The sequence below is a fragment of the Sabulicella flocculans genome, assembly GCF_045449635.1.
Taxonomy (GTDB): Bacteria; Pseudomonadota; Alphaproteobacteria; order Acetobacterales; family Acetobacteraceae; genus Roseococcus.
On the sequence record NZ_JBJJBR010000015.1, the window covers coordinates 1 to 25,268 of the forward strand.

Here is a 25,268-nt window from a genome sequence, read left to right on the forward strand (position 1 = left end):
GGCGACAACGTGTCGATGGAGGTCGAGCTGATCGCGCCGATCGCCATGGACGAGGGCCTGCGCTTCGCCATCCGCGAGGGCGGCCGCACCGTGGGCGCGGGCGTCGTCGCCTCCATCGCGGGCTGAGCCTTCCGGCTGGCCGGCAAGGCAGGGGGCGCCCGGCGACGGGCGCCCCTTTTGCGTGCCGCCCCCCTTTGACCGCCCGCCCGGCTTCGGGTAGGTCCGCACACGCCGCAGGGGCGTAGCTCAATTGGCTAGAGCGCCGGTCTCCAAAACCGGAGGTTGGGGGTTCGAGACCCTCCGCCCCTGCCAGCACCGCCCGCCCCACGTTGCAGAACGGCGGCGGGCGTGCTTTTGGAGCATCCGCGCCGCCCGGCGCACGGAATTTTCAGGAACCCCGACCTTGGCCAAGATCGAGCCCGCCCAGTTCGTGCGCGAAGTGCGCCAGGAGACCGCCAAGGTCACCTGGCCCTCCCGCAAGGAGACCCTGGTGACCACCGGGCTGGTGCTGGCGCTCTCCTCGCTGGCTGCCGTGTTCTTCCTGGTGGTGGACCAGCTGATCCAGCTGGCGATGCGCCTGGTCTTCGGGTTCTGAGGGAGCATCTCGGCATGGCCGCCAAGCGCTGGTACGTCGTCCACGTCTATTCGGGCTTCGAGAAGAAGATCGCCGAGCAGATCAAGCAGCAGGCGGACAAGTCCGGCCTCGCCGACCGCATCGAGGACATCATGGTCCCCACCGAGAGCCGCACCGAGGTGCGGCGCAACCAGAAGGTGGAGACCGAGAGCAAGCTCTTCCCCGGCTACGTGCTGGTGAAGATGGAGATGGACGACGAGACCTGGCACCTGGTGCGCGACACGCCCAAGGTCACCGGCTTCCTCGGCGCGCGCAACAAGCCCCAGCCCATCCCCGAGAGCGAGGCGATGCGCATGGTGCAGCAGATCACCGAGCAGGCCGAGAAGCCCAAGCGCCCCAAGATCACCTTCGAGGTGGGCGAGCAGGTCCGCGTCTCCGACGGCCCCTTCACCAGCTTCAACGGCACGGTGGAGGAGGTGGACGAGGAGAAGGGCCGCGTGAAGGTGTCCGTCTCCATCTTCGGCCGCTCCACCCCCGTGGAGCTGGAATACGGCCAGGTCGAGAAGACCTGAGCGCAGCGTTTCCTTAACCACCGCCGCCTAGGCTGAACCCTCCGCAGGAAGGAGGGTCCGGTCATGCGCCGAAGGGCGGTTTGCGCGGCGGGCGTCGCCGGTCTGGCGCTGCCGGCCCTGGCGACGCGCAGCGCCATCGAGGTCCTGACCTTCGAGGCGCGCCCCTTCGCCATCCGCCGCGGGCCGGAGCCCGGCCTGGCCCTGGCCCTGGTGGCCGAGGTGCTGCGCCTGGTGGGCGTGCAGGCCGTATTCACCTTCCTGCCCTACGCTTATGCCCTGGCGCGGGTGGGGGAGCAGCCGGGCGCCGCCCTGGCGCCGGCGCCGCGCCTGCCCGGCCTGGGCCCGGTGCTGGACTGGTCGCTGCCGCTGTTCGAGACACCGGACGGCTTCGCCACCCTGCATGGCCCGCCGCCCGGCAGCTGGGCCGAGGCGCTCGCCCTGCCCGCGGTGGCGGTGCTGGAGGGCGATGCGCCGCCGCCGCTGCCGCCGGGGCAGCTGCGCCACCACGCCTCCCCGCGCGACATCGTGGCCGCGCTGCGGGAGGGCGAGGCCGACGCCTGGCACGGCAGCGCGCCGATGCAGCGCCACGCCCTGGGCGCCGCCGCGCGGCTGGGCCGGCCGCTGGGCAGCACGGCGCGCTGGCTGGCGCAGAACCCCAAGGGCGCCATCCCCGGCGGCGAGCTGCGCGACGCTATGGCGGCGCTGGAGGCCGACGGCTCCGTCGGCTTCCTGCTGCGGGAGCTGGACGCGGCGTGACCCGCCACGCGCTGAGCCTGCGCTTCGCCCTGGCCGCCGCCGCCTGCCTGGTGGCGGCGGAGGTCGGCGGCGCCTGGGTCATCTCCGAGGCGGCGCTGCGGGGGGAGCTGCGGCGCAACCACGGCATGGCCGGCATCCAGGCTGACATGGTGGCCGCCCTGGCCGCGCCCGGGCTGCGCTTCGGCCGCGCCGGGGCGGTGGAGGCGGTGATCGCCCCGCTGACCGCCCGCAACCCCGAGCTGCTGGCGGCGCGCTTCGAGCGCGCTGACGGCACGGTGCTGCACGCATGGGCGCGCCCCGGCGCCGGCCCGCCGGACGGCTGGTGGCAGCCGGCGCCGGAGCGCCCGCTGGCGCCGCTGGCCACCATCGGGCGCATCGCCACCGCGGCGGACGGCGCCCAGGTGGGGCGGGTGGCCCTGCTGTGGGACCAGCGCCCGCTGGTGGCCGCGGCGCAGCGCCAGTTCGGCTGGTCGGCGGCGCTGTCGGCCGCGGCCTCGCTGGCGCTGGGCGGGCTGGGCTTCGGCGTGCTGCGCCACCGGCTGCGCCGCTTCCGCCGCGCCGAGGAAGCCTCCCGCGAGTTGGCGATGCGCGACGTGCTGACCGGGCTGCTGAACCGCCGCGGCTTCACCGACGCCACGGAGCGCGGCGCGTTGGCCGAGGCCTGGGCCGCCGGCCGCCCCATCCTGCTGGCCCTGGCCGACCTGGACGGCTTCAAGCCGGTGAACGACACCTTCGGCCACCCGGCGGGCGACCAGCTGCTGCAGGCCATCGCCGCGCGCCTGGCGCGGGAGGTGGGGCCCCGCGGCGTGGTGGCCCGGCTGGGCGGCGACGAATTCGCCCTGCTGGCCGAGCTGGACCCGGAGGACCCGGTGGGCGCGGCCGAGGAGCTGTCCCGCCGCGTGCTGGGGGTGGTGCGCGCCCCCATCGCCGTGCACCCGGAGGGGCGCGAGTCCGGGGAGGCCGGGGTGCCGGTGCGGGTGGGCCTGTCGCTGGGCTGGGCGCTGGCCCCGGCCGACGCGCAGGACCTGGGCGAGCTGATGCGCCGCGCCGACGCCGCCCTGTACCGCGCCAAGGCGGAGGGGCGCGGCCGCTTCTGCCGCTTCCTGCCGGAGATGGACCCGCGCATCGGGACCCGCCGCGGCACCATGCGGCTGGAGGCGGAGCTGCGCCAGGCCCTGGCCGGCGAGCACCTGCGCTGCCACTACCAGCCCATCCGCCACATGCGCACCCGCCGCCTGCTGGCGCTGGAGGCGCTGGCGCGCTGGCCGCACGCCACGCGCGGCCTGATCCCGCCCTCCGAGTTCATCCCCATCGCCGAGGGCTCCGGCCTCATCGTGCCGCTGACGGAGCAGCTGCTGCGCCAGGCCTGCACGGATGCGCTGCGCTGGCCGCCGCACGTCATGCTCTCCTTCAACCTGTCGCCGCTGCACCTGAAGAGCGGCGACCTGGCCAAGCAGGTGGGCCGCATCCTGGAGGAAACCGGCCTGCCGCCCGAGCGCCTGCAGCTGGAGCTGACGGAGATGGCCTTCATCGGCGACGTCAAGCAGGCGCGCGCCGCGCTGCACGCGCTGAAGGCGCTGGGCGTGCAGCTGGCGATCGATGATTTCGGCACGCGCCATTCCAACCTGCGCGAGCTGCAGGCGCTGCCCTTCGACAAGATCAAGGTGGATGCCGGCTTCGTGCGCGCCATGGCGCTGGATTCCGGCGCGCGCAAGATCGTCGCCGCCGTGGTGGGGCTGGGCGAGAGCCTGGGCATGCCCGTGGTGGCCGAGGGCATCGAGGAGGAGGCCGACCTGGCCGCCCTGCTGGAGCTGGGCTGCGAGCTGGGCCAGGGCTGGCTGTTCGGCAAGCCGCAGCCGGCCGAGGCGGTGGCCGCGATGATGGCCGCCCTGCCGGGGCGCGCCGCGGCCTGAGGCCCGGCGCTGGACGCTGCCGCCCGCCGCGCCCACCCTGCGCCGGTCAAGGGAACCAGGGCACATGACCGACCTGCCGCAGCGCATCGAGATCACGGAGGAAGGCCCGCGCGAGGGCTTCCAGATCGAGCCCGGCCCCATCCCCACCGCCGACAAGATCGCCTTGATCGAGGCGTTGTCGGACACCGGGCTGCGGCGCATCCAGGCGGCGTCCTTCGTCTCGCCGAAGATCGTGCCGGGCTGGGCGGATGCGGAGGCGGTGGTGGGCGGCTTCTCGCCGCGCGCGGGCGTGGACTACACCGCGCTGTGGTTCAACGCCGCCGGGCTGCGACGCGCGCTGGCCTTCAAGGACCGGCTGAGCATCTTCGGCTCCGTCACCGTCACGGCGTCGGAGGCCTTCACGCGGCGCAACCTCAACAGGACGCAGGCCGAGCAGCTGGTGGCGCAGCGCGCGAACATCGCGGCACACCGCGAGCACGGCGTGGCGATGGAGCGCGTTTCCGTCCAGGCCGCCTTCGGCTGCAATTTCGGCGGCGAGGTGAGCGCGGCGCAAGCGCTGGCGGTGCTGGGGGATGCGATGGCGCTGGCCGATGACGAAGGCTGCGCCATCCGACGAGTCACCCTGGCCGATTCCATGGGCTGGGCGACGCCATTGCGGGTGGAGCGCCTGGTGGGCGCGGTGCGCGCGCGCTTCCCGGAACTGGCCATCACGCTGCACCTGCACGACACGCGCGGCCTGGGCATCGCCTGCGCCGCCGCCGGGCTGCGGCTGGGCGTGGCGCGGTATGACGCCGCGGTGGCCGGGCTGGGCGGCTGCCCCTTCGCCGGCCAGCCCGGCGCGCCCGGCAACATCGCCACCGAGGAACTGGTCTTCCTGTGCGAGGAGATGGGGGTGGCGACCGGCGTGGACCTGCCGGCGCTGCTGGAAGCGGCGCGGCTGGCCGAGCGCATCGTCGGCCACCCATGCCCGTCCAACCTGCTGCGCTCCGGCGTGCGGAGGGTCGCCTGATGCTGCCCTTGGAAGGCATCCGCGTCGTCGAGTTCTCCCACATGGTGATGGGCCCGACCTGCGGCCTCATCCTGGCTGACCTGGGCGCCGAGGTGATCAAGGTGGAACCGCCCGGCGGCGACCGCACGCGGGGCCTGACCGCGAGCGGCGCCGGCTTCTTCCCCGCCCTGTCGCGCAACAAGAAATCCGTCACGGTGGACATGGTGGACCCGGCGCAGTTGGACCGCCTGCTGGCATTGCTCGACACCGCCGACGTGCTCATCGAGAACTTCCGCCCCGGCGCGCTGGAGGCAAAGGGGCTGGGATATGCCGCGCTGTCGGCGCGCAACCCGCGGCTGGTGCATTGCTCGCTGAAGGGCTTCCTCGCCGGGCCTTACGAGCGGCGCACCGCGCTGGACGAGGTGGTGCAGATGATGGCGGGCCTGGCCTACATGACCGGCCCGCCCGGCCGCCCGCTGCGCGCCGGCGCCCCGGTGAACGACATGATGGGCGGCATGTTCGGCGCCATCGCCATCCTCGCCGCGCTGCGCGAGCGCGACCGGACGGGACGCGGCCAGCAGGTGCAATCCGGCCTGTTCGAGACCTGCGCCTTCCTCGTCTCCACCGCCATGATGCAGCAGGCGGTGACGGGCCGCGCGCCGCCGCCGATGCCCGGCGGCCGCCGCGCCTGGGGCGTGTATGACGTGTTCGACGCCGCCGATGGCGTGCAGGTCTTCGTCGGCGTGGTGACGGAGACGCAGTGGCAGGGCTTCGTCGCGGCGCTGGGCGATGCGCGGCTGCATGATGCGCGCTTCGCCGGCAACAACGCGCGCTCCGCGGCGCGGGAGGCGCTGATCCCGCTGGTGCAGGAGATCCTGGGGCAGCGCACCGTGGCGGAGATCGAGGCGCTCTGCGAGGCCAATGGCCTGCCCTATGCCCGCATCAACGCGCCGGGCGACCTGTTCGAGGACCCGCACCTGCAAAGCTCCGGCGGGTTGCTGCCGGTGACGCTACCCGATGGCCGCGCCAGCCACGTGCCGGCGCTGCCGGTGGCGATGGGCGGCGCGCGGCTGCCGCTGCGGCTGGACCTGCCGGCGCCGGGCCAGCACACTGCCGCCATTCTTGGGGAGGAGTGACCATGCCGGTCTGGGCGCTGGACGAGCACGAGCCTGTCATTGGCGGCGACAACTGGGTGGCGCCGGATGCCCACGTCATCGGCCGCGTCACGCTGGGCGAGGGGGTGGGCGTGTGGTTCGGCGCCGTCATCCGCGCGGACAACGAGGCGATGAGCATCGGCGCGCGCACCAACATCCAGGAAGGCGCCATGCTGCACAGCGACCGCGGCGCGCCGCTGACGGTGGGCGCCGACGTGACGGTGGGCCACCACGCCATCCTGCATGGCTGCACCGTGGGCGACAATTCGCTGATCGGCATGGGCGCCACGGTGCTGAACAACGCGCGCATCGGCCGCAACTGCATCGTCGGCGCCAATGCCCTGGTGACGGAGGGCAAGGAGTTCCCCGACAATTCGCTGATCGTCGGCTCCCCCGCCCGCGCCATCCGCACGCTGGACGAGGCGAGCGCGGCGCGGCTGAAGGCCAGCGCCGAGGGCTACGTCGCCAACCAGCGGCGCTTCGCCAAGGGGCTGCGTCAGCTGGGCTGAACGGCCGCCGCGCGGATGCGGTGCAGCGCCTCCGCCTGGCCCAGCGCCTCCAGCGTCAGGTCAATGGGCGGGGACATGGTGCTGCCGGTCAGCGCCACGCGCAGCGGCTGCGCCACCTCCTTCAGCTTGATGCCCTTCACGTCGCAGTAGTCGCGCAGCCAGCGCTCCAGCTCCTGCCGCTCCCACGGCGCGGTGGAGAGGAACTCCGCGAGGTCGGCCAGGCGGGCGCGGGCCTCGGGGGTCAGCAAGGCGGCGGATCTCGCGTCCGGCACCGGCGCGCCATCGGCCATGGCGAAGGTCGCGCCGTCGGCGATGTCATGCAGGGTCTTGGCGCGCTCCTGCAAGGCGGGCAGCAGCAGCTCCAGCCGGGCCAGGGCCACGGTGCCGTAATCCACCTTCATGGCGCGCAGGCGCTCCAGCACCAGGGGCAGCAGGCGCTCCGGCGTCGCCTGGCGCAGGTAGACGCCGTTGATGTGCGTCACCTTGGCGTAGTCCAGCCGCGAGGCGGCGCGGCCGACATCGGCGATGTCGAAGATCTGCTCCGCGCGCTCGCGGCCGATGATCTCCTCGTCGCCATGGCCCCAGCCCAGGCGCAGCAGGGCGTTGCACACCGCCTCCGGCAGCAGGCCTTGGTCGCGCAGCTCCAGCACGGAAACGGCGCCGTGGCGCTTGCTCAGCTTGGCGCCGTCCGCGCCATGGATCAGCGGGATGTGGGCGAAGCGCGGGCGGTGCCAGCCCATGGCGTCGTAGACCATGCATTGCCGGAAGGTGTTGGTCAGGTGGTCGTCGCCGCGGATGACGTGGGTGATGGCCATGTCGTGGTCGTCCACCACCACGGCGTGCAGGTAGGTGGGCGTGCCGTCGGAGCGCAGGATGATCATGTCGTCCAGCTCGCTGTTCGCCACGCGGACGGTGCCCTGGACCAGATCCTCCACCACCGTCTCGCCCTCGCGCGGGGCCTTGATGCGGATGGCGAAGGGCTTGCCCTCCTGCTCCGGGCCGGGGGTGCGGTCGCGCCAGGTGCCGTCGTAGCGGGGCGGGCGCTTCTCGGCGATGGCGCGCTCGCGCATCGCCGCCAGTTCCTCGGGCGTCTCGTAGGCGCGGTAGGCCTTGCCCTCGGCCAGCAGCTGGCGCGCCACCTCGGCGTGGCGGGCCTCGCGCGTGCTCTGGAACACCGGCGGCTCGTCGGGGCTCAGGCCCAGCCAGGCGAGGCTGTCGAGGATTTGCTGCACCGCCTCGGGAGTGGAGCGCGCCTTGTCCGTGTCCTCGATGCGCAGCAGGTACTGCCCGCCATGCCGCCGGGCGAAGAGCTGGTTGAACAGCGCGGTGCGCGCGCCGCCGATGTGCAGGAACCCGGTGGGCGAGGGGGCGAAGCGGGTGCGGACGGTCATGCCAAGCCCCATACACCCCCCGGGGCTTCCGCGGAACGCCGCCCCTGTGCCACCAAGGGTTGTGCCCCTGCGCCGCGCCTTCCATGCCGCCGAAGCCGCCCTGGCGGGTGAGCACGGCCGGCTGGCGCCCTGGCTGGCGGTGGCGATGGGCGCCGGCGTGCTGGCCTTCCTGCTGCCGCGCAGCGACCCGCCGGGGTGGCTGGCCTGGGCGGCGCTGGGGCCGTTGCCGCCCGCGCTGCTGCTGGCCCGGCGCACGCTGCTGGGTGGCTGGCTGCTGGGGCTGGTGGCCGCCGCCGGGCTGGGCTTCGCCGCCGCCGCCTGGCACGTCGCCGCCGCCCCGGCGATGCCGGACTTCCCCCGCACCGCCCTGGTGGTGACGGGCACGGTGAGCGAGCTGGACCCGCTGCCGAACGGCGCGCGCATCACCCTGCGCGGCGCCCGCTGGACCGAGGCGATGGCCCCGCTGGAGCGCGACATCCGCGTGCGCCTGCAAGCCCGCGACGCCCTGCGCCCGCAGCCGGGCGAGGCGGTGCGGCTGCGCGCCCTGCTGCGCCCGCCCTCCGCCCCCGCCTACCCGGGCGGCTGGGACTTCCAGCGCGCCGCCTTCTTCGACGGCCTCGGCGGCTCCGGCTTCGCGCTGGGCCCGGTGGAGGTGCTGGCGCCGGTCGGTGCGGCGCCGCAAGGACACGGCGGGGCGACGCCGCAAGGACACGGCGGGGCGGTGCCGCAAGGGCATGCTGGGGCGGCGCCGCCAGCGCAGGGCCGCGCCCCGCCGCTGGCGCCGCTGCGCGCGGCGATGGAGGCGCGCGTCATGGCCGCGCTGCCCGGCGATGCGGGGGCCATCTCGGCCGCGCTGCTTTCCGGGGGGCAGAGCGGCATCTCGCCCGCCGGCATGCAGGCGATGCGCGATTCCGGGCTGGCGCACCTGCTCTCGGTATCCGGGCTGCACATCGCCATCGTCATCGGCGCGGCGGCCTTCGTGGCGCGGCTGGTTCTGGCGCTGGTGCCGGCCTTCGCGCTGCGCTGGGGCACCCGGCCCTGGGCGCTGCTGGCGGGCGTGGCGGCGGGCGGCTTCTACACCGTGCTGACGGGCTTGCAGGTGCCGATGCTGCGCGCCTTCGCCATGGCCTGCCTGGTGGCGCTGGCGGTGCTGGCCGGGCGGCGGGCGCTGTCGCCGCGCGTGCTGGCCGTGGCGGCGGCGCTGGTGCTGCTGTGGAACCCGGCCGCCGTGCTCGGCCCCTCCTTTCAGATGAGCTTCGCCGCTGTGCTGGCGCTGGTCGCCGCCGCCGAGGCCGCGCGGGGCCGCGTGCCGCCGCCGGGCTGGCGGCGCGCGCTGTTCTGGGTCGGGGCCAGCATCGCCACCTCCGTCGTCGCCGGGCTGGCGACCATGCCCTTCGGGCTGCACCATTTCGGCCGGGTGCAGCTGTATGGCGTGGCGGCGAACGCGCTGGCGGTGCCGCTGACCTCCTTCCTGGTGATGCCGGCGGGCATGCTGGCGGCGCTGCTGATGCCGCTGGGGCTGGAAGCCTGGCCGCTGGCGCTGATGGGCTGGGGGGTGGAGGGCGTGCTCCTCATCGCCCGCGCCGTCGCCGCCTGGCCGGGCGCGGCGATGGCGCTGGCGCCCATTCCCGGCTGGGGGCTGGCGCTGGCGGGGTTCGGCCTGTGCTGGCTGTGCCTGTGGCGGCGGCGCTGGCGCTGGGCCGGGGTGCCGCTGGTGGCGGCCGGGCTGCTGAGCGCCCTGCTGGCGCGCCCGCCCGACGCCGTGGCCGCCGCCGATGGCCGCCTGTTCCTGCTGCGCGACGGCGAGGCGCTGTTCCTGGAGCGGCGCGCCGGCGCCTCGCGCTTCGTGCGCGACGCCTGGCTGCGGCAATTCGGCGAGGCCGAGGCGCCCGAGCTGCCGCGCGAAACGACGCAGGGCGCGCTGGATTGCACGCCCGCGCGCTGCATCCTGGCCGGGCGCCTGGCGCTGCTGCGCCCCGCCCCGCCGCCGCGCGGGGTGCGCCGCCCGGCCGACTGGACGCCCGAGCCGCTGTGCGGGCAGGTGCAGGTCCTCCTCTCGCCCGAGCCGGTGCGCGGGCGCTGCGAGGGCACGCAGGTGGTGGACCGCTTCGCCGTGTGGCGCGACGGCGCCCACGCGGTGTGGCTGGAGCCCGGCGGCGCGCGCGTGCTGAGCGACCGCGCCCATCGCGGCGAGCGCCCCTGGGTGCCGCCGCGCCCCCGCCCGCGCGCGCAGGCGGAGGAGCCGCCGGCCGAGGTGGAGTGAGGCGCTACACCCCCGCGAAGCCCTGCACCAAGGAGGCGGAGAGCAGCGCCCAGCCATCCACCAGCACGAAGAAGATCAGCTTGAAGGGCAGCGCCACCACGGAGGGCGGCAGCATCATCATGCCCAGCGACATGAGGATGGAGGCGACCACCATGTCGATCACCAGGAAGGGCAGGAACAGCAGGAAGCCGATCTCGAAGGCGCGCTTCATCTCCGTCACCAGGAAGGCGGGCATCAGCGCGCGGAAGGGCGCCTGCTCGGGCCCCGGGGCGGACGGCAGCTTCGCGAGGTCGAGGAACAGCGCCAGGTCGCTCTCGCGCACGTTGGCGGCCATGAACTTGCGGAAGGGCTCGGCGGCGGCGGCCAGCCCCTCCATCTCGCCCAGGCGGCCCTCGCTCATCGGCTGGATGCCCAGCGTCCAGGCGGCCTCGAACACCGGCTGCATCACGAACAGGGTGAGGAACAGCGCGAGGCCGATCAGCACCGGGTTGGGCGGCACGCCCTGCGCGCCGATGGCCTGGCGCAGCAGGGCCAGCACGATGACGATGCGCGTGAAGGCGGTCGCCATCACCAGCAGCGAGGGCGCGAGGGACAGCAGGCCGATCAGCGCCGTGAGCTGCACCAGCCGCGCCGTGGCGCCCGGCTGCCCCGCCGCGCCGAGGTCGATGGAAACCGATTGCGCCAGCGCCGGCAGCGGCAGCAGCATCAGCAGGAGGAGCCAGCGCATCAGCCCTTCTCCACCCAGCCCAGGAAGGTGTCGCCCGCCGGGCTGGTGAGCACCAGCGCCTCCCGCCCGTCGCAGCGCAGCAGCACGGCGCGGCGGCGCGCATCCACCGCGCAGGCGGCGGCCACCGAGAGCCGCCCGGCGGCCGGCGCGGCGAGGCCGCGGCGGCGCGCCCACTGCCCGGCGGCCCAGGCCAGCAGCACCACCGCCGCCAGCGCCGCCACCGATTGCAGCCAGGGCAGCTCCATCAGGCGTCCTCCAGGGCGCGGCGCAGGCGGTCCAGCTCCTCCGTCAACTCCAGCAGGGGCAGGTGCAGCTGCGCGCCCGCCCCCGGCGGCAGGCAGGCGATGGCGGCGCACAGCCGCCCGGCATCGCCGTCCAGCCCGGTCAGGTCCACCTCCCGCCCGGCCAGCACCAGGGCGCGGGCGATGGCCATGGTGCCGTGCAGGCTTTCCAGCGCGGCGCGGGTGGCGGCGAGTTCGAGGGCGGCGGCGTCCATGCCCCGCAGGATGGGCGCAAGAAGTGAAGGAAGCGTGCACGTCCCGCCGCCGCGGCCTTCACGTTTCCTTTACCGGCGGGGCCGGAGGATGGCGGGCATGGAGATCGGACCGCTCGCCCTCGCCGAACGCCGCCTGGCCTGGCTGGATGGCCGCCAGCGCGTGCTGGCGCAGAACGTGGCCAATGCCGACACCCCCGGCTACCTGCCGCGCGACGTGCGCGCCTTCGAGGCCGTGCTGTCCCGCCGCACCGCCGCCGCGACGCTGGCCGCCACGGATGCCCGCCACCTGGAACCGTCCGGCGGCCAACTGGCCCGCGCCGGCCGGGGCGGGCTGGACGTCGCGCCCAACGGCAACGGCGTCTCGCTGGAGGAGCAGGCGATGAAGATTGCCGAGACCGACCAGGCCCATGCCCTGGCGATGGGCCTGCACCGCAAGTACCTGGCGCTGTTCCGCACCGCGCTGGGCCGCAACTGAGGAAAGGGGCTGACCGATGGAGCTGGAACGCGCGCTGCGCATCTCCGCCGCCGGGATGACGGCGCAGGCCGCCCGCCTGCGCGTCGTGGCGGAGAACATCGCCAACCGGGATTCCACGGGCGAATCCCCCGGCGCCGAGCCGTATCGCCGCAAGACCGTCGCCTTCGGCGCGCGGCTGGACCGCGCCCTGGGCGCGGAGGTGGTGGAGGTGCGCCGCGTCGGCCGTGCCGCCGGGGAGTTCCCCACCCGCTTCGACCCCTCGCACCCCGCGGCGGACGCCAACGGCTACGTCCGCACGCCCAACGTGGACTCGCTGGTGGAGAACATGGACATGCGCGAGGCCAACCGCTCCTACTCCGCCAACCTGGCGGTGCTGGAGACCACGCGCGGCATGCTGTCCCGCGCCATCGAGGCGCTGCGCTGATGGCGCTGCCGGCCATCGGCCTGGCCGGCGCCGCGGCGGCCTATCGCGCGGCGTCCGGCGCGGGGGAGGCGCTGTCCCAGGGGGCGGGCTTCGGCGCGGCCTTGCAGCGCGCGGTGGAAGGCGCGGTGGGCGCGGGCCGCCAGGCCGACGCGGCCTCCGTCGCGGCGCTGTCGGGCGCGGGCAACGTCAGCGACGTGGTGCTGGCGGTGTCGCGCGCCGAACTGGCGCTGCAGACGGCCACCGCCGTGCGCGACCGCGTGGTGAGCGCCTACCAGGACGTGATGCGCATGCCGATCTGAGGGCGCGAGCCCTCCGCCGGGCAGGAGGCCGGGCGCCATGATGGACCAACCCGCCGCGATGGCGATGCGCGACGCGCTGTGGATCGCGCTGCAACTCTCCGGCCCGCCGCTGGTGCTGGTGCTGGCGATCGGCTTCACCGTCTCGCTGCTCCAGGCGCTGACGCAGATCCAGGAGGCGACGCTGGCCTTCCTGCCCAAGGTGGCGGCGCTGGGCGCGCTGCTGCTGTTCCTGGGCCCCTGGATGGGCGAGGTGATGCGCGGCTGGGCCGGGCGCCTGTTCGACCAAGTGGTGCTGGTGGGCGGCCTGCCGTGAGCGACGCGGCGCTGCTGGCCGCGCTGCCCGGCCTGGCCTTCGCCGCCGTGCTGCTGCTGTGTCGGCTGGGCGCGGCGGTGATGCTGCTGCCCGGCATCGGCGAGGCGGAGATCCCCGCCACCCAGCGCCTGGCGCTGGCGCTGGGGCTGGTGGGCGTGCTGCTGCCCGCGCTGGCGCCCGGCCTGCCGCCCATGCCGGCGGAGCTGGGCGGGCTGGCCCGGCTGCTGGTGCTGGAGGTCGGCATCGGCCTGTGGTTCGGACTGCTGGCGCGCATCCTGGTCCTGGCGCTGGCGCAGGCGGGGCAGGTGGTGGCGCTGATGATCGGCCTGTCCTCGCCCTTGCAGGGGGATGCGGTGCTGGGCGGCGCCGCCACCGCCCCGGCGCGCGCCCTGTCGCTGCTGGCGGCGGCGCTGGCGCTGGCAACCGGCCTGCACGAGCTGCCGCTGCGCGCCATGGCGTCCTCCTACGCCGTGCTGCCGGCGGGCGAATGGCCCGGCGGCGCGGCGGCGGAGGAAGTGGCGCGGGTGGCGGCGGCGTCCCTGGCGCTGTCGCTGCAGGTGGCGGCGCCCTTCGTGCTGGCGGCCGTGCTGTTCAACGCCGCCCTGGGCCTGCTGGCGCGGGTGGCGCCGCAGAGCCAGGTGTTCGTGATCGGCGCGCCGGTGCAGATCCTGGGCGGCTTCGCCCTGCTGGCGCTGCTGCTGCCCGCCATGCTGGCCCTGTGGGCCGCCGCCACCGCCGCGGGCTTCGCCCGCCTGCCCGGCGCGGGCTGACCCGTGGCCGAGGAGGAAAGCGAGGACGACGACGACCGGGAGGAAGGCACCGAGCCAGCCACCCCGCGCAAGATCCAGAAGGCGCGGGAAGGCGGCAACGTCCCCCTCTCGCGCGAGGCGGTGGGCTTCGCCACCCTGCTGGGCACGCTGTCGGTGGCGGCGCTGCTGCTGCCCGGCCAGGTGTCGGGGTTCCAGGCGGCGCTGGGCGGGGCGCTGTCGCGCACCCATGAATGGCCCGCCGGGGCGGCGGCGCGGGAATGGCTGCGGCTGTTCCTGGGCATGGTGTGGCCGGTGGCGGCGGTCGCCATCCTGGCCGCCGCGGCGGCGACGCTGGCGCAGACGCGCGGCGCCATCTCGGCCCGGACGCTGCGGCCCGCGCTGTCCAAGCTGTCGCCGCTGGGCGGCTTCGGCCGGCTGTTCGGCGCCGAGGGCTGGCTGGAGTTCGGCCGCACCTGCCTGAAGCTGGCGGTGGTGGCCGGCGCCCTGTGGTGGGTGGCGGGCGACCTGCCGCGGCTGGGCGGCCTGCTGGAGCAGCCGCCGGGCGCGCTGCTGGAGGCCGCGGGCCGCGGCGTGCTGCGGCTGGGCGCGGTGGCGCTGGCGGTGTTCTTCCTGCTGGCGCTGGGCGACGTGCTGCTGGTGAACCACCGCTTCCTGCAGGGCCTGCGGATGACGCGCAAGGAGCAGCGCGACGAGATGAAGGAAAGCGAGGGCAGCCCGGAGGTGAAGGGCCGCCAGCGCCAGCTGCGCGAGACGCTGGGCCGCCGCCGCATGCTGGCCGAGGTGCCCAAGGCCGCTGTGGTGGTCACCAACCCGACGCACTACGCCGTCGCCCTGGCCTACGAGGCCGGCAGCAGCGCCGCGCCGCGCGTGGTGGCCAAGGGGGTGGACGCCATGGCCGCACGCATCCGCGAGGCGGCGCAGGAGGCGGGCGTGCCCATCATGCCCGACCCCCCGCTGGCGCGGGCGCTTTACAGGCTGGAGCTGGACGCGGAAATTCCCGCCGAGCACTGGGACGCCGTGGCCAAGATCATCGCCTACGTGCTGAAGCTGCGGGGCCGCCGGTGAAGGGCGCCGCCCTGGCGCATGACCTGGGCAACCTGCTGGCCGTGATCGGCGCGGCGGCGGAGGCGATGGGCGCGCTGCCCGGCGCCGCCGAGGGCGAGCGCCGCGCCATCCTGGACGCCGTGGCGCGCGGCCGCGCCCAGCTGCGCGCCCTGCACGGCGAGGCCGAACCGCCGGAGCGGCTGGACCTGGCCGCCTGGCTGGCCCGCGCCGCGCCGCTGCTGCGCCGCCTGCTGGGCCCCGGCGTGGCACTGGAGCTGCGCGCCCCCGCCGGCCCGCTGGAGGTGCTGGCCGCCCCCCAGGCGCTGGACCGCGCCGTGCTGAACCTGGCCGGCAATGCCCGCCGGGCGACGGGCGGGCAGGGCCGCTTCGTGCTGTCCCTGCGGCGCGAGGGCGGCCGGGCGGTGCTGGAGGCGGCGGATGACGGGCCCGGCTTCTCCGCCGCCGCGCTGGCCCGCGGGCTGGAGGCCGGGTTCAGCGGCGCCGGCGGCACCGGCATGGGGCTGGCCGTGGTGCGCGCGGCCGCGGCTGCGGCGGGCGGGCAGGTGGCCCTGGGACGCGCGGCGCTGGGCGGGGCGCTGGTGCGGCTGGAGCTGCCGCTGGCCCCCGTGGCCGCCGCCCGCGCCGCCTGGGTGGTGGAGGACGAGCCCGGCATCCGCCGCGCGGTGGAGGCGGTGCTGGCGCGCGCCGGCCACGCCGTGCGCGGCTTCGAGGACGCGGAGGCGGCGCTGGAGGCGCTGCGGGCCGGCCCGCCCCCCGGCCTGCTGGTGACCGACCTGACCTTGCCCGGCCTGGACGGCGCCGCCCTGGCCCGCGCCGTCGCCGGAACGATCCCCGTGCTGCTGATGAGCGGCTACGGGCTGGAAGCGGCCGCCGGGGCCACCCATTTCCTCCGCAAGCCCTTCACTTCGGAGGAACTGGAAGCGGCGATTTCGCACACGCTTTCGCTTGCAAAAGGCGCCTGAACGGAACATATACCGAACACGCGGAACGGCCCGGCAGGGCCCTGCCCGAGGGTGGTATCGGCGAGCGGGCCAGGGCATCTTCCTCCCTGGGTTGCAGCCCTTTCGAGAGGTCCCAGGATGGAAAAGAACAAGGCGCTCGACGCGGCGCTCGCCCAGATCGAGCGGAGCTTCGGCAAGGGCTCGATCATGCGTATGGGCTCCAAGAGCCAGGCGGAGGACATCGAGGTCATCTCCACCGGCTCGCTGGGGCTCGACCTGGCGCTGGGCATCGGCGGGCTGCCCAAGGGCCGCATCGTCGAGATCTACGGCCCCGAGAGTTCGGGCAAGACGACGCTGGCGCTGCACGCCATCGCCGAGGCGCAGAAGAAGGGCGGCACCTGCGCCTTCATCGACGCCGAGCACGCGCTGGACCCCGGCTACGCCCGCAAGCTGGGCGTGGACGTGGACAACCTGCTGATCTCCCAGCCCGATGCCGGCGAGCAGGCGCTGGAGATCGCCGACACGCTGGTGCGCTCCGGCGCGGTGGACGTGCTGGTGGTGGACAGCGTGGCGGCGCTGGTGCCCAAGGCCGAGCTGGAGGGCGAGATGGGCGACAGCCATGTCGGCCTGCACGCCCGCCTGATGAGCCAGGCGCTGCGCAAGCTGACCGGCACGGTGTCGCGCTCCAACACGCTGCTGATCTTCCTGAACCAGATCCGGCTGAAGATCGGCGTGATGTTCGGCAACCCCGAGACCACGACGGGCGGCAACGCGCTGAAGTTCTACGCCTCCGTGCGCATGGACATCCGCCGCATCGGCGCCATCAAGGACCGCGAGGAGGCGGTGGGCAACCAGACCCGCGTCAAGGTGGTGAAGAACAAGATGGCCCCGCCGTTCCGGCAGGTCGAGTTCGACATCATGTACGGCGAGGGCATCTCCAAGGTCGGCGAGCTGATCGACCTCGGCGTGAAGGCCGGCATCGTCGAGAAGTCGGGCGCCTGGTTCTCCTGCGACGGGCAGCGCATCGGCCAGGGGCGCGAGAACGTCAAGCAGTTCCTGCGCGACAACAAGGAGATGGCGGCCAGCATCGAGGCGCGCATCCGCGGCCAGGGCGCCGTGGTGGCCGAGGCGCTGCAGGGCACGCCGGAGGCCGACGACGACGCCTGATTGGGGCGGTTTCGTCTTCCTTCAACCCGGTCCTTCCTTGGGAGGGCCGGGTTTTTATTTGCCCACCTTCCCACCAACCGACCCCGGGGGGTGATCGGTTCTTCACGCGTGCCAGCAACGGCACGACACGGCAAAGAGGAACCGGAACATGGCGAACAACCAGCAGGGCAGCGGGCAGAAGAACCACGGCCAGGGCCAGGTGCGGGACCCCGCGCATGACGGCCGCCTGAAGGAAAACCGCGGCGGGCAGCAGAGCCAGTCCTCCGGCCAGGACGACGACGTGCAGCCCGGCGGCCAGGGCCGCGTGAAGGACCCCGCGCATGACGGGCGCCTGAAGCAGAACCAGTAGGGCGCCCCCGGCGCGCCGCCCTCCCATTGAGGGGGGCGGCGCGCTGCGGTATGCGCGGATGCCATGAGCACCAGCAACGACATCCGCGCCACCTTCCTGGGCTACTTCGCCAAGAACGGCCACACCGTCGTCGAATCCAGCCCGCTGGTGCCGCGCAACGACCCGACGCTGATGTTCGCCAATTCGGGCATGGTGCAGTTCAAGAACGTGTTCACCGGGCAGGAGCGCCGCCCGTATTCCACCGCCACCACGGCGCAGAAATGCGTGCGGGCGGGGGGCAAGCACAACGACCTGGACAATGTGGGCTACACCGCCCGCCACCACACCTTCTTCGAGATGCTGGGGAACTTCTCCTTCGGCGACTACTTCAAGGAACAGGCCATCACCCATGCCTGGACCCTGCTGACCCGGGACTTCGCCCTGCCCAGGGAGAAGCTGCTGGTCACGGTGTTCAACGAGGACGAGGAGGCGGCCGCCCTGTGGCGCAAGGTCGCCGGCCTGCCGGACCAGCGCATCATCCGCATCGCTACCTCGGACAATTTCTGGCGCATGGGCGACACCGGCCCCTGCGGCCCGTGCTCGGAAATCTTCTTCGACCATGGCGAGCACATCCCCGGCGGCCCGCCCGGCTCGCCGGACGAGGATGGCGACCGCTTCATCGAGATCTGGAACCTGGTGTTCATGCAGTTCCTGGAGGAGCCCGCCGGCACCCGGAACCCGCTGCCCCGCCCCTCCATCGACACCGGCATGGGGCTGGAGCGCTTCGCCGCCATCCTGCAGGGCAAGCACGACAACTACGACACCGACACCTTCCGCGCCATCATCCTGGAAAGCGCCTCGCTGACGGGGCAGGAGCCGGACGGGCCGTTCCGCGCCTCGCACCGCGTGGTGGCCGACCACCTGCGCGCCGGCTCCTTCCTGATTGCCGACGGCGTGCTGCCCTCCAACGAGGGGCGCGGCTACGTGCTGCGCCGTATCCTGCGCCGCGCCATGCGCCACGCCCACATGATGGGCGCGCGCGACCCGCTGCTGCACCGGCTGTTCCCGACGCTGGAGCGCCAGATGGCCGCCGCCTACCCCGAGCTGTCGCGCGCCGCCGCCCTGATCACCGAGACGCTGAAGCTGGAGGAGAACCGCTTCCGCTCGCTGCTGGAGCGCGGGCTGGGCCTGCTGGAAGGCGAGAAGGAGAAGCTGGCCGAGGGCGAGGCGCTGCCGGGCGAGGTCGCCTTCCGCCTCTACGACACCTACGGCTTCCCGCTGGACCTGACGCAGGACGCCCTGCGCGCCGAGGGGCGCGCGGTGGACGTGGCCGGCTTCGAGGCGGCGATGGCGGCGCAGAAGCAGCGCGCCCGCGCCGCCTGGGCCGGCACCGGCGAGGCCGCGACCGAGACCCTGTGGTTCGACCTGAAGGAGAAGCTGGGCGCCACCGAGTTCCTGGGCTACGCCACCGAGCGCGCCGAGGGCACCATCACCGCCCTGGTGGCCGGCAAGGACGCCATCGGCAGCGCCGCCCAGGGCCGCGAGGTGGCGGTGGTGCTGAACCAGACCCCCTTCTACGGCGAGAGCGGCGGTCAGCAGGGCGATGCCGGCGTCATCCGCGCCGGCGACGCCGTCATCCGCGTGCGCGACACCCAGAAGAAGCTGGGCGACCTGTTCATCCACCTGGGCACGGTGGAGCGCGGCGACGTGGAGGTCGGCATGGCCGTGGTGGCGGAGGTGGACCACGCGCGCCGCTCCGCCATCCGCGCCCACCATTCCGCCACTCACCTGCTGCACGAGGCGCTGCGGCGGCGGCTGGGCACCCATGTGGCGCAGAAGGGTTCGCTGGTGGCGCCGGACCGGCTGCGCTTCGACGTCTCGCAGCCCACGCCCATTCCCGCCGCCGACCTCGCGGTGGTGGAGGCGGAGGTGAACGCCCGCATCCGCGAGAACGCCGCGGTGACGACGCGGCTGATGACCCCCGACGCCGCGGTGGCCGAGGGCGCCATGGCCCTGTTCGGCGAGAAGTACGGCGAGGAGGTGCGCGTGGTGGCGATGGGCCGCGACGAGGCCGCGGCCGAGCGCGGCGGGCACTACTCCATCGAGCTGTGCGGCGGCACCCATGTGCGCCGCACCGGCGACATCGGCCTGTTCCGCATCACCGGCGAAGGCGCGGTGAGCGCCGGGGTGCGCCGGGTGGAGGCGGTGACCGGCGCCGCCGCCCTGGCGGTGGTGGAGGAGGAGGCCCGCCTGCTGCGCGAGGCCGCCGCCGCCCTGAAGGCCAGCCCCGCCGACATCCCCGCGCGCGTCCAGGCGCTGCTGGAGGACCGCCGCCGGCTGGAGCGCGAGCTGGCCGAGACGCGCCGCAAGCTGGCCACCGGCGGGGCGGGGGCGGAGCTGGAGGTGGTGGGCGGCCTGCGCGTGGCGCTGCGCGAGCTGGGCGAGGTGCCGGCCCGCGACCTCAAGGGCCTGGCCGAGGCCATCCTGAAATCCGGCGCCGACGTCGCCGTGCTGGTGTCCACTGAGGGCGGCAAGGCCTCCATCGTCGCCGGGGTGGGCGAGGCCGGGAAGGGCCGGGCCGACGCCGTGGCGCTGGTGCGCGCGGCCGCCGCGGCGGTGGGCGGCAAGGGCGGCGGCGGCCGCCCCGACATGGCCCAGGCCGGCGGGCCGGAGGCGGACAAGGCGGCCGAGGCGCTGGCGGCGGCGAAGGCGGCGCTGGCCGGGTAGCGCCGCCCCGGCGGGCGGCGCACGCCGCCGCCGGGTTCCAGCCCTGCGTCCGGCGGGCTCAGCCGGCCGGGGGGCGAGGATGCTGCGGCGCGGACCTCACTGATGCCGCGCCGCGGGCGCCGCCAGCCGGCGGCGCCAGACGGGTCAGCGCAGGCCGAAGAAGCTCAGCACCGCGACGACCACGACCACCAGGCCGACGATGTAGATGATGTTGTTCATGGCGAGGGCTCCGTCAGGGGTTGCACGGCATGGCAACGTGGCCCCCCGGACGGGGTTGCCGCCAACCGGCGGCGGCGCGGGCCGTTGCCCCCGCATGCGCCCGCCCCTGCCTTACCACCCCGACATCGAGACCCCCGCGCCCGGCGAGGCCGCGGCCGAGGAGAGCCTGCGCCGCTCCATGCGCTCCATCCAGGAGACGACGCTCGCCGACCACGGCCACCCGCTGCGCCCCGTCCATGCCAAAAGCCTGGGCCTGCTGATGGGCGAGCTGGAGGTGCTGGACGGGCTGCCGCCTGAATACGCCCAGGGCGCCTTCGCCCGCCCCGGCCGGCACCAGGCCATCCTGCGCCTGTCCACCATCCCCGGCGACATGCTGGACGACGACGTTTCCTCGCCCCGCGGCCTGGCGCTGAAGGTGCTGGAAGTGCCGGGCGAGCGGCTGGAAGAGGCGCGGGACGGCGCCACCCAGGATTTCGTGATGGCGAACGCCCCCGCCTTCGCCGCGCCCGGCCCGGAAGGCTTCGCCGGCAACCTGGCGCTGCTGGCCGCCACCACCGACACCGGCCAGGGCTGGAAGAAGGCGGTCTCGGCCGTCGCGCGCGCCATGCAGGCGGCCGTGGGCCCCTCGACCACGCTGTCGCTGCTGGGCGGCCACCCGGCCACCCATCCGCTGGGCGAGACCTTCCACAGCCAGGTGCCGTTCCGCCACGGCGCCTACGTGGCCAAGTATTCCCTCGCCCCGGCCTCGCCGGCGCTGCGGGCGCTGGCGGGGCGCGAGGTGCCGCTGGACCGCCCCAACGCGCTGCGCGAGGCGGTGATCGCCTTCTTCGCCGACCAGGAAGCGGAGTGGGAGCTGCGCGTGCAGCTGTGGCGCGACGCGGCGAGCATGCCCATCGAGGACGCCTCGGTGGAATGGCCGGAGGCGGAGAGCCCGCACGTGCCGGTGGCGCGGCTGCGGGTGCCGCCCCAGCCGGCCTGGAGCGAGGCGCGGGCGCGGCAGGTGGATGACGGGCTGGCCTTCGCGCCCTGGAACGGGTTGGCGGCGCACCGGCCGCTGGGCGCGCTGAACCGGGCCCGGCGGCGCGCCTATGGAGAGGCTGCCGCCTGGCGCGGCGCCCGCGCCGGCTGCCCGATGGCCGAGCCGCGCGGCGGCGCGACGCTGAGCGCGGCGCCCGCCCAGGCCTATGGCACCGCGCCGGGGCGCGAGGGCATGCGCCCCGGCACGCCCGACCACCCGGCGGGCGTGCTGGGCCAGCCGGTGCGCGAGGAGATGCGCTGGGCGCTGGCCGGGGTGACGGGCGGGGTGGTGGCGGTGGCGGCGGCCGGCGCCCTGGCCCGCAGCGGCCTGCCCGCGTCCCGGCCCTGGCTGGCGCTGGGTGCCGCGGCCCTGGCCGGCGTGGCGGCGCAGCGGCTGGCGGAGGAATTGGCGCGGCGGGTGTGACAGCGATTTCAGAGGCTGGGGAGATTCAGCGACTTTATCTCCGCAGTGACACACCACGGGAACGGCTAGGTCCACCATGAGGAGCGCGCTGGCCATGAGGTCAAGTGGTGGAGCTGTGGCCCACTTGCCGACCGAAGAAGGGCAAGCATCATCCTTCCGGCGAAGCCGAAGCGTCACGGGCGAGGATGGTGAGAATGGACCTGAAGGACTTCGTGAAAGCTACGCTTCTGGAATTGGTGGCAGCCGTAGGTGAAGCGCGAGCCGCGACAACCGACGACACTACCGGGACGCTGATTGCACCCCTTTTGGCCGGCGCACCGCTCGATGTGGCATTGCCCGTTCGCAAAGAAGATGGAGGAGGTCACGCCCACGTCGTGAGCTTCGATCTCTCTGTGACAGTAAGCGCGGAGAGCACGTCTCGAAATGATTTCGGCGGCAAGCTCTCGATCAAAGTTGTGGAGCTTTCTGGGGGCGTCGGCGGGAGTGAACGGGAGGGCAGGACGAACGTCCAGCGCATCAAGTTCGTGGTCCCTGTTCGCTATCCCCATGGGCTACCGCCGCCGACGCCCCCTGCCGTGACAGACCGCGAGCGAGAGGAAGACGAGCGCATCTGACTGACGAGGATGCAGGTCCAAACTTGTGGGGTCACATTTCGGGAATGCGACCTTGGAACGAGGCGGCGAAATAAACGAGAAGAATGGTGCCGACGGGGAGAATCGAACTCCCGACCTACCGATTACGAATCGGTTGCACTACCGCTGTGCTACGTCGGCCCAGGCAACGCGGGGGGTCCTACCGCAGCGGCCCCCCGCTGGCAACCGCCCCGCGCGCTTGGTAAGCCCGCCCCCATGTCGCTCGAGACCGACCTCCTCCTCGAACGCCGGCGCGTGAAGCGGCGGCTGGGCCTGTGGCGGGCCCTGGCCGTGGCGCTGGCGCTGCTGGGCGGCGCCGCGCTGCTGGGCCCGGCCCTGCTCGGCCCCGCGCTGCTCGGCGGCGGGCATGTGGCGCGCCTCTCCCTGCGCGGCTTCATCGGCGACGACCCGCGCCTGCTGCGCGCCCTGGCCGCGGCGGCGGAGGACGCGGACATCCGCGCCGTCATCGTCGCCATCGACAGCCCCGGCGGCTCGGTGGCGGGGGGCGAGGCGCTGCACGCCGCCATCGCCCGCCTGCGGGAGGCCGGCAAGCCGGTGGCCGCCGTGATGGGCGGCACCGCGGCCTCGGCCGGCTACATGGTGGCGCTGCCGGCGCAGCGCATCTTCGCGCGGGAGGCGACGCTGACCGGCTCCATCGGTGTCATCCTGCAATCCTTCGAGGCGAGCGAGCTGCTGGCCCGCCTGGGCGTGCGGGCGGAAACCCTGGCCTCCGGCCCGCTGAAGGACCAGCCCAGCCCGTTCCGCCCGCTGACGGAGGAAGGCCGCGCCGCCCTGGCCGCGGTCATCGCCGACATGCAGGCCCAGTTCGTCGCCAAGGTGGTGCACGGCCGCGGCATGGAGGAGGCCCAGGTGCGCGCGGTGGCGGATGGCCGGGTGCTGTCGGGCCGGCAGGCGCTGGCGCTGGGCCTGGTGGACGCCATCGGCGGCGAGCGCGAGGCCCGGCGCTGGCTGGCCGAGGCGCACGGCGTGGACGAGGACCTGCCGGTGGAGGAGCTGGACGCGCGCCCCCGCGCCCAGCGCCTGCTGGACGCCGCCGCCGCCGCGGCGTGGCGGGCCGGCCTCCAGGCGCTGGCCCCGCTGGCCCTGCCGCGATGACGGCGCTGGACAGGGCGCGCGCCCTGCCGTGCAATGGCGCGGCGCATCGGGGGAAGCGAGGGTGACGAGGAGCGAGCTGATCCAGCAACTGATGGAGGCCAACCCGCACCTGCGCGGCCGCGACGTGGAGACGGTGGTGGAAACCATCTTCGATGAGATCGCCGCCACCCTGGCCGCCGGCGGCCGGGTGGAGCTGCGCGGCTTCGGCGCCTTCACCACCCGCCGCCGCGCCGCGCGCACCGGCCGCAACCCCCGCACCGGCGCCGCCGTTGCCGTGGCCGACAAGGGCATGCCCCATTTCCGGCCGGGCAAGGAGCTGCGGATGCGCGTGAATGGCGGGCAGGACCCGGGCGAGGGGGGCTGAATGGGCATTGCCGTGACGCTGGTCCTGGCCGCGCTGCTGGGCCTCTTCGCCATCGCCAACCCGCACGGGGTGATGGTGTCGCTGTGGCCGCTGGCGCTGGACGCCGAGGTGCCGCTGTGGCTGGCCGTGCTGGGCCCGGCGGCGCTGGCCTTCGCCCTGGGCGCGGCGGTGGTCTGGGGCGCGCATTGGCGCCAGCGCCGCCGCCTCGCCACGCTGGAGCAGGCGGCGCGGCTGATGGAGGCCGAGCTCGCCAGCCGCGAGGAGACGAGGAAGGCATGATCGCCCGCCCCGCCGGCCCCGCCGGCCGGCTGATCGTGGCGCTGGACGTGCCGGGGGCGGCGCGCGCGGCGGCGCTGGCGGCGCAGGTGGCGCCGCACGCCGCCCTGGTGAAGCTGGGGCTGGAGCTGTTCTGCGCCGAGGGCCCCGCCGCCATGGCCCCCGTGGCGGCCCGGGCGCCGGTGTTCCTGGACCTGAAGCTGCACGACATCCCCAACACCGTCGCCGGCGCCGTGCGCTCGCTGGCGCCGCTGGGCGCGGCGATGCTGACGGTGCATGCCGGCGGCGGCCCCGCCATGATCGCCGCGGCGCGCGAGGCCGCCGAGGCCGTCGGCGCGGCGCGGCCCCTGATCCTGGCGGTGACGGTGCTGACCAGCATGGACGAGTCCGCCCTGGCCGCCACCGGCGTGGCGGGCGGGGCGGCTTCCCAGGTGCTGCGCCTGGCGCGCATGGCGATGGCCGCCGGCGCCGACGGGCTGGTGTGCTCACCGCGCGAGGTCGCGCCGATCCGCGACGCGCTGGGCGAGGCGCCCGCGCTGGTGGTGCCCGGCATCCGCCCCGCCGGCGCCGCCCTGGGCGACCAGAGCCGGGTGGCGACGCCGGAGGAAGCGGTGCGCGACGGCGCCGACTGGATCGTGGTCGGCCGCCCCGTCACCGGCGCCGCCGACCCCGCCGCCGCCGCGCGCGCCATCACGGAGAGCCTGGGGCGGTGAGCTGGGTGAAGATCTGCGGCCTGCGCGACGCCGGGGGCATGGCGGCGGCGAAGGAGGCGGATTTCCTGGGCTTCGTGTTCTTCCCGCCCTCGCCGCGCGCGGTGACGCCGGAGCGCGCCATCGCCCTGGCGGCGCAGGCGCCGGAAGGGCCGCGCCGGGTGGGGCTGTTCGTGGATGCCGACGACGCGCTCCTCGCCGCCGCCGCCCCGGCGCTGCACATGATCCAGCTGCACGGGAAGGAGACGCCGGAGCGGGTGGCGGCGGTGCGCGCCCGCTTCGGCCTGCCGGTGATGAAGGCCCTGGGCATCGGCGAGGCGGCGGACCTGGACCAGGTGGCGCGCTTCGCCCCGGTGGCCGACTGGCTGCTGCTGGACGCCAAGCCGGCGGCCCTGCCCGGCGGCAACGGCCATGCCTTCGACTGGACGCTGCCCCGCGGCCGGGACATCCCGCGCCCCTGGCTGCTGGCCGGTGGGCTGACCCCCGCCAATGTCCGCCTCGCGCTGGAAGCCAGCGGCGCGCCTGGGGTGGACGTGTCCTCGGGGGTGGAGGCCGGGCGGGGGGTGAAGGACCCGGCGAAGGTGCGCGCCTTCGTGGCGGCGGCGAAGGCCGTGGGCTGACTCCCGGCGCGTCCCCCGTTAAGACCGCGGGGAACGCC

Annotated in this window: 30 protein-coding genes and 2 tRNA genes; 27 read left to right on the forward strand and 5 right to left on the reverse strand. The window is 74.7% G+C overall.

What is annotated here, in order from left to right; translation table 11 throughout:
* The 9 genes from ACI6QG_RS13715 to ACI6QG_RS13755 form a co-directional block, all read left to right on the forward strand.
* A partial coding sequence (locus tag ACI6QG_RS13715; protein ID WP_491630740.1) for an EF-Tu C-terminal domain-related protein occupies positions 1 to 126 on the forward strand: 126 nt, incomplete at its 5' end.
* A 109-nt stretch (positions 127 to 235) separates the two neighbouring features.
* Positions 236 to 312, forward strand: a tRNA-Trp gene (locus ACI6QG_RS13720).
* 91 nt (positions 313 to 403) lie between these two features.
* Positions 404 to 595, forward strand: a complete 192-nt coding sequence (gene secE / locus ACI6QG_RS13725) for a preprotein translocase subunit SecE (RefSeq protein ID WP_407025140.1) — start codon at positions 404 to 406, stop codon at positions 593 to 595.
* Between the two features lie 14 nt (positions 596 to 609).
* Entirely contained in the window at positions 610 to 1,146 is a 537-nt protein-coding gene (gene nusG / locus ACI6QG_RS13730) for a transcription termination/antitermination protein NusG (protein ID WP_407025141.1), read from the forward strand.
* A 63-nt stretch (positions 1,147 to 1,209) separates the two neighbouring features.
* Positions 1,210 to 1,902, forward strand: coding sequence for a hypothetical protein (locus tag ACI6QG_RS13735; RefSeq protein WP_407025142.1), 693 nt, complete (start codon positions 1,210 to 1,212; stop codon positions 1,900 to 1,902).
* Entirely contained in the window at positions 1,899 to 3,815 is a 1,917-nt protein-coding gene (locus ACI6QG_RS13740) for a putative bifunctional diguanylate cyclase/phosphodiesterase (RefSeq protein ID WP_407025143.1), read from the forward strand. The genes ACI6QG_RS13735 and ACI6QG_RS13740 overlap by 4 nt, the downstream gene beginning before the upstream one ends.
* Before the next feature lie 64 nt (positions 3,816 to 3,879).
* A complete protein-coding gene (locus ACI6QG_RS13745; RefSeq protein ID WP_407025144.1) occupies positions 3,880 to 4,824 on the forward strand; it encodes a hydroxymethylglutaryl-CoA lyase in 945 nt (314 codons plus the stop codon).
* On the forward strand, positions 4,824 to 5,939 hold the full coding sequence (locus tag ACI6QG_RS13750; protein ID WP_407025145.1) for a CaiB/BaiF CoA transferase family protein: 1,116 nt from the start codon (positions 4,824 to 4,826) through the stop codon (positions 5,937 to 5,939). Before ACI6QG_RS13745 ends, ACI6QG_RS13750 begins: the two co-directional genes overlap by 1 nt.
* A 2-nt stretch (positions 5,940 to 5,941) precedes the next feature.
* On the forward strand, positions 5,942 to 6,466 hold the full coding sequence (locus ACI6QG_RS13755; protein ID WP_407025146.1) for a gamma carbonic anhydrase family protein: 525 nt from the start codon (positions 5,942 to 5,944) through the stop codon (positions 6,464 to 6,466).
* Here the strand turns inward: ACI6QG_RS13755 and gltX are convergent.
* The gene (gene gltX, locus ACI6QG_RS13760) at positions 6,454 to 7,857 is read right to left on the reverse strand and encodes a glutamate--tRNA ligase (RefSeq protein WP_407025147.1); all 1,404 of its coding nucleotides are present in this window, start codon (positions 7,855 to 7,857) and stop codon (positions 6,454 to 6,456) included. The genes ACI6QG_RS13755 and gltX overlap by 13 nt on opposite strands.
* 61 nt (positions 7,858 to 7,918) lie before the next feature.
* On the opposite strand from gltX, the gene ACI6QG_RS13765 reads away from it, so the two are divergent.
* Complete coding sequence (locus ACI6QG_RS13765; RefSeq protein WP_407025148.1) at positions 7,919 to 10,120, forward strand: ComEC/Rec2 family competence protein; 2,202 nt, start codon at positions 7,919 to 7,921, stop codon at positions 10,118 to 10,120.
* A gap of 4 nt (positions 10,121 to 10,124) precedes the next feature.
* Here ACI6QG_RS13765 and fliP read toward each other — a convergent pair whose 3' ends face one another.
* Genes fliP through ACI6QG_RS13780 form a run of 3 tightly spaced genes read right to left on the reverse strand, consistent with a single transcriptional unit; the run spans position 10,125 to position 11,343 of the window.
* Positions 10,125 to 10,847: a flagellar type III secretion system pore protein FliP gene (fliP, locus tag ACI6QG_RS13770; protein ID WP_407025149.1), complete on the reverse strand. Its 723-nt coding sequence runs from the start codon at positions 10,845 to 10,847 to the stop codon at positions 10,125 to 10,127.
* Positions 10,847 to 11,092, reverse strand: coding sequence for a hypothetical protein (locus tag ACI6QG_RS13775; protein WP_407025150.1), 246 nt, complete (start codon positions 11,090 to 11,092; stop codon positions 10,847 to 10,849). Before ACI6QG_RS13775 ends, fliP begins: the two co-directional genes overlap by 1 nt.
* Complete coding sequence (locus ACI6QG_RS13780; protein WP_407025151.1) at positions 11,092 to 11,343, reverse strand: hypothetical protein; 252 nt, start codon at positions 11,341 to 11,343, stop codon at positions 11,092 to 11,094. Before ACI6QG_RS13780 ends, ACI6QG_RS13775 begins: the two co-directional genes overlap by 1 nt.
* Before the next feature lie 97 nt (positions 11,344 to 11,440).
* On the opposite strand from ACI6QG_RS13780, the gene ACI6QG_RS13785 reads away from it, so the two are divergent.
* The 12 genes from ACI6QG_RS13785 (at position 11,441) to ACI6QG_RS13840 (ending at position 22,126) form a co-directional block, all read left to right on the forward strand.
* Positions 11,441 to 11,818 (forward strand): flagellar basal body protein, encoded by a 378-nt coding sequence (locus ACI6QG_RS13785; protein WP_407025152.1) that lies wholly within the window; start codon positions 11,441 to 11,443, stop codon positions 11,816 to 11,818.
* 16 nt (positions 11,819 to 11,834) lie between these two features.
* Entirely contained in the window at positions 11,835 to 12,242 is a 408-nt protein-coding gene (flgC, locus tag ACI6QG_RS13790) for a flagellar basal body rod protein FlgC (protein WP_407025153.1), read from the forward strand.
* Entirely contained in the window at positions 12,242 to 12,541 is a 300-nt protein-coding gene (gene fliE / locus ACI6QG_RS13795; RefSeq protein WP_407025154.1) for a flagellar hook-basal body complex protein FliE, read from the forward strand. Before flgC ends, fliE begins: the two co-directional genes overlap by 1 nt.
* 37 nt (positions 12,542 to 12,578) lie before the next feature.
* Entirely contained in the window at positions 12,579 to 12,854 is a 276-nt protein-coding gene (locus ACI6QG_RS13800) for a flagellar biosynthetic protein FliQ (RefSeq protein ID WP_407025155.1), read from the forward strand.
* Positions 12,851 to 13,624, forward strand: coding sequence for a flagellar biosynthetic protein FliR (locus ACI6QG_RS13805; protein WP_407025156.1), 774 nt, complete (start codon positions 12,851 to 12,853; stop codon positions 13,622 to 13,624). Before ACI6QG_RS13800 ends, ACI6QG_RS13805 begins: the two co-directional genes overlap by 4 nt.
* 3 nt (positions 13,625 to 13,627) lie before the next feature.
* A complete protein-coding gene (locus ACI6QG_RS13810; RefSeq protein ID WP_407025157.1) occupies positions 13,628 to 14,689 on the forward strand; it encodes an EscU/YscU/HrcU family type III secretion system export apparatus switch protein in 1,062 nt (353 codons plus the stop codon).
* Positions 14,686 to 15,651: an ATP-binding response regulator gene (locus tag ACI6QG_RS13815; protein ID WP_407025158.1), complete on the forward strand. Its 966-nt coding sequence runs from the start codon at positions 14,686 to 14,688 to the stop codon at positions 15,649 to 15,651. The genes ACI6QG_RS13810 and ACI6QG_RS13815 overlap by 4 nt, the downstream gene beginning before the upstream one ends.
* Positions 15,652 to 15,768: 117 nt before the next feature.
* Positions 15,769 to 16,797, forward strand: a complete 1,029-nt coding sequence (gene recA / locus ACI6QG_RS13820) for a recombinase RecA (RefSeq protein ID WP_407025159.1) — start codon at positions 15,769 to 15,771, stop codon at positions 16,795 to 16,797.
* A 148-nt stretch (positions 16,798 to 16,945) separates the two neighbouring features.
* Entirely contained in the window at positions 16,946 to 17,146 is a 201-nt protein-coding gene (locus ACI6QG_RS13825; protein WP_407025160.1) for a hypothetical protein, read from the forward strand.
* A gap of 63 nt (positions 17,147 to 17,209) precedes the next feature.
* Entirely contained in the window at positions 17,210 to 19,852 is a 2,643-nt protein-coding gene (gene alaS, locus ACI6QG_RS13830; protein WP_407025161.1) for an alanine--tRNA ligase, read from the forward strand.
* Positions 19,853 to 20,165: 313 nt separating this feature from the next.
* Positions 20,166 to 21,512, forward strand: coding sequence for a catalase family protein (locus ACI6QG_RS13835; RefSeq protein WP_407025162.1), 1,347 nt, complete (start codon positions 20,166 to 20,168; stop codon positions 21,510 to 21,512).
* A gap of 194 nt (positions 21,513 to 21,706) precedes the next feature.
* Positions 21,707 to 22,126 carry a hypothetical protein gene (locus tag ACI6QG_RS13840; RefSeq protein ID WP_407025250.1) on the forward strand — a complete coding sequence of 140 codons (420 nt, stop codon included), beginning with the start codon at positions 21,707 to 21,709 and terminating at the stop codon, positions 22,124 to 22,126.
* Between the two features lie 84 nt (positions 22,127 to 22,210).
* Here ACI6QG_RS13840 and ACI6QG_RS13845 read toward each other — a convergent pair.
* Positions 22,211 to 22,285 (reverse strand) — tRNA-Thr (locus ACI6QG_RS13845).
* Between the two features lie 75 nt (positions 22,286 to 22,360).
* Here ACI6QG_RS13845 and sppA point away from each other — a divergent pair.
* From sppA to ACI6QG_RS13870, 5 genes are all read left to right on the forward strand, one after another.
* Positions 22,361 to 23,260 (forward strand): signal peptide peptidase SppA, encoded by a 900-nt coding sequence (gene sppA / locus ACI6QG_RS13850; protein ID WP_407025163.1) that lies wholly within the window; start codon positions 22,361 to 22,363, stop codon positions 23,258 to 23,260.
* Positions 23,261 to 23,321: 61 nt separating this feature from the next.
* Positions 23,322 to 23,624, forward strand: a complete 303-nt coding sequence (gene ihfB, locus ACI6QG_RS13855) for an integration host factor subunit beta (RefSeq protein WP_407025164.1) — start codon at positions 23,322 to 23,324, stop codon at positions 23,622 to 23,624.
* Between the two features lie 12 nt (positions 23,625 to 23,636).
* A complete protein-coding gene (locus ACI6QG_RS13860) occupies positions 23,637 to 23,903 on the forward strand; it encodes a lipopolysaccharide assembly protein LapA domain-containing protein (RefSeq protein WP_407025165.1) in 267 nt (88 codons plus the stop codon).
* On the forward strand, positions 23,900 to 24,613 hold the full coding sequence (gene pyrF / locus ACI6QG_RS13865; RefSeq protein WP_407025166.1) for an orotidine-5'-phosphate decarboxylase: 714 nt from the start codon (positions 23,900 to 23,902) through the stop codon (positions 24,611 to 24,613). Before ACI6QG_RS13860 ends, pyrF begins: the two co-directional genes overlap by 4 nt.
* Positions 24,610 to 25,230 (forward strand): phosphoribosylanthranilate isomerase, encoded by a 621-nt coding sequence (locus ACI6QG_RS13870; protein ID WP_407025167.1) that lies wholly within the window; start codon positions 24,610 to 24,612, stop codon positions 25,228 to 25,230. The genes pyrF and ACI6QG_RS13870 overlap by 4 nt, the downstream gene beginning before the upstream one ends.
* Positions 25,231 to 25,268 lie beyond the last annotated feature (38 nt).

Excerpts from the sequence above, each read along its gene's own strand:
- nusG (WP_407025141.1), top strand. The coding sequence starts at position 610 with ATGGCCGCCAAGCGCTGGTACGTCGTCCACGTCTATTCGGGCTTCGAG.
- ACI6QG_RS13735 (WP_407025142.1), top strand. The coding sequence starts at position 1,210 with ATGCGCCGAAGGGCGGTTTGCGCGGCGGGCGTCGCCGGTCTGGCGCTG.
- ACI6QG_RS13745 (WP_407025144.1), top strand. The coding sequence starts at position 3,880 with ATGACCGACCTGCCGCAGCGCATCGAGATCACGGAGGAAGGCCCGCGC.
- ACI6QG_RS13750 (WP_407025145.1), top strand. The coding sequence starts at position 4,824 with ATGCTGCCCTTGGAAGGCATCCGCGTCGTCGAGTTCTCCCACATGGTG.
- ACI6QG_RS13755 (WP_407025146.1), top strand. The coding sequence starts at position 5,942 with ATGCCGGTCTGGGCGCTGGACGAGCACGAGCCTGTCATTGGCGGCGAC.
- gltX (WP_407025147.1), bottom strand. The coding sequence starts at position 7,857 with ATGACCGTCCGCACCCGCTTCGCCCCCTCGCCCACCGGGTTCCTGCAC.
- fliP (WP_407025149.1), bottom strand. The coding sequence starts at position 10,847 with ATGCGCTGGCTCCTCCTGCTGATGCTGCTGCCGCTGCCGGCGCTGGCG.
- ACI6QG_RS13775 (WP_407025150.1), bottom strand. The coding sequence starts at position 11,092 with ATGGAGCTGCCCTGGCTGCAATCGGTGGCGGCGCTGGCGGCGGTGGTG.
- ACI6QG_RS13780 (WP_407025151.1), bottom strand. The coding sequence starts at position 11,343 with ATGGACGCCGCCGCCCTCGAACTCGCCGCCACCCGCGCCGCGCTGGAA.
- ACI6QG_RS13785 (WP_407025152.1), top strand. The coding sequence starts at position 11,441 with ATGGAGATCGGACCGCTCGCCCTCGCCGAACGCCGCCTGGCCTGGCTG.
- flgC (WP_407025153.1), top strand. The coding sequence starts at position 11,835 with ATGGAGCTGGAACGCGCGCTGCGCATCTCCGCCGCCGGGATGACGGCG.
- fliE (WP_407025154.1), top strand. The coding sequence starts at position 12,242 with ATGGCGCTGCCGGCCATCGGCCTGGCCGGCGCCGCGGCGGCCTATCGC.
- ACI6QG_RS13800 (WP_407025155.1), top strand. The coding sequence starts at position 12,579 with ATGATGGACCAACCCGCCGCGATGGCGATGCGCGACGCGCTGTGGATC.
- recA (WP_407025159.1), top strand. The coding sequence starts at position 15,769 with ATGGAAAAGAACAAGGCGCTCGACGCGGCGCTCGCCCAGATCGAGCGG.
- ACI6QG_RS13825 (WP_407025160.1), top strand. The coding sequence starts at position 16,946 with ATGGCGAACAACCAGCAGGGCAGCGGGCAGAAGAACCACGGCCAGGGC.
- alaS (WP_407025161.1), top strand. The coding sequence starts at position 17,210 with ATGAGCACCAGCAACGACATCCGCGCCACCTTCCTGGGCTACTTCGCC.
- ACI6QG_RS13835 (WP_407025162.1), top strand. The coding sequence starts at position 20,166 with ATGCGCCCGCCCCTGCCTTACCACCCCGACATCGAGACCCCCGCGCCC.
- ACI6QG_RS13840 (WP_407025250.1), top strand. The coding sequence starts at position 21,707 with ATGGACCTGAAGGACTTCGTGAAAGCTACGCTTCTGGAATTGGTGGCA.
- sppA (WP_407025163.1), top strand. The coding sequence starts at position 22,361 with ATGTCGCTCGAGACCGACCTCCTCCTCGAACGCCGGCGCGTGAAGCGG.
- pyrF (WP_407025166.1), top strand. The coding sequence starts at position 23,900 with ATGATCGCCCGCCCCGCCGGCCCCGCCGGCCGGCTGATCGTGGCGCTG.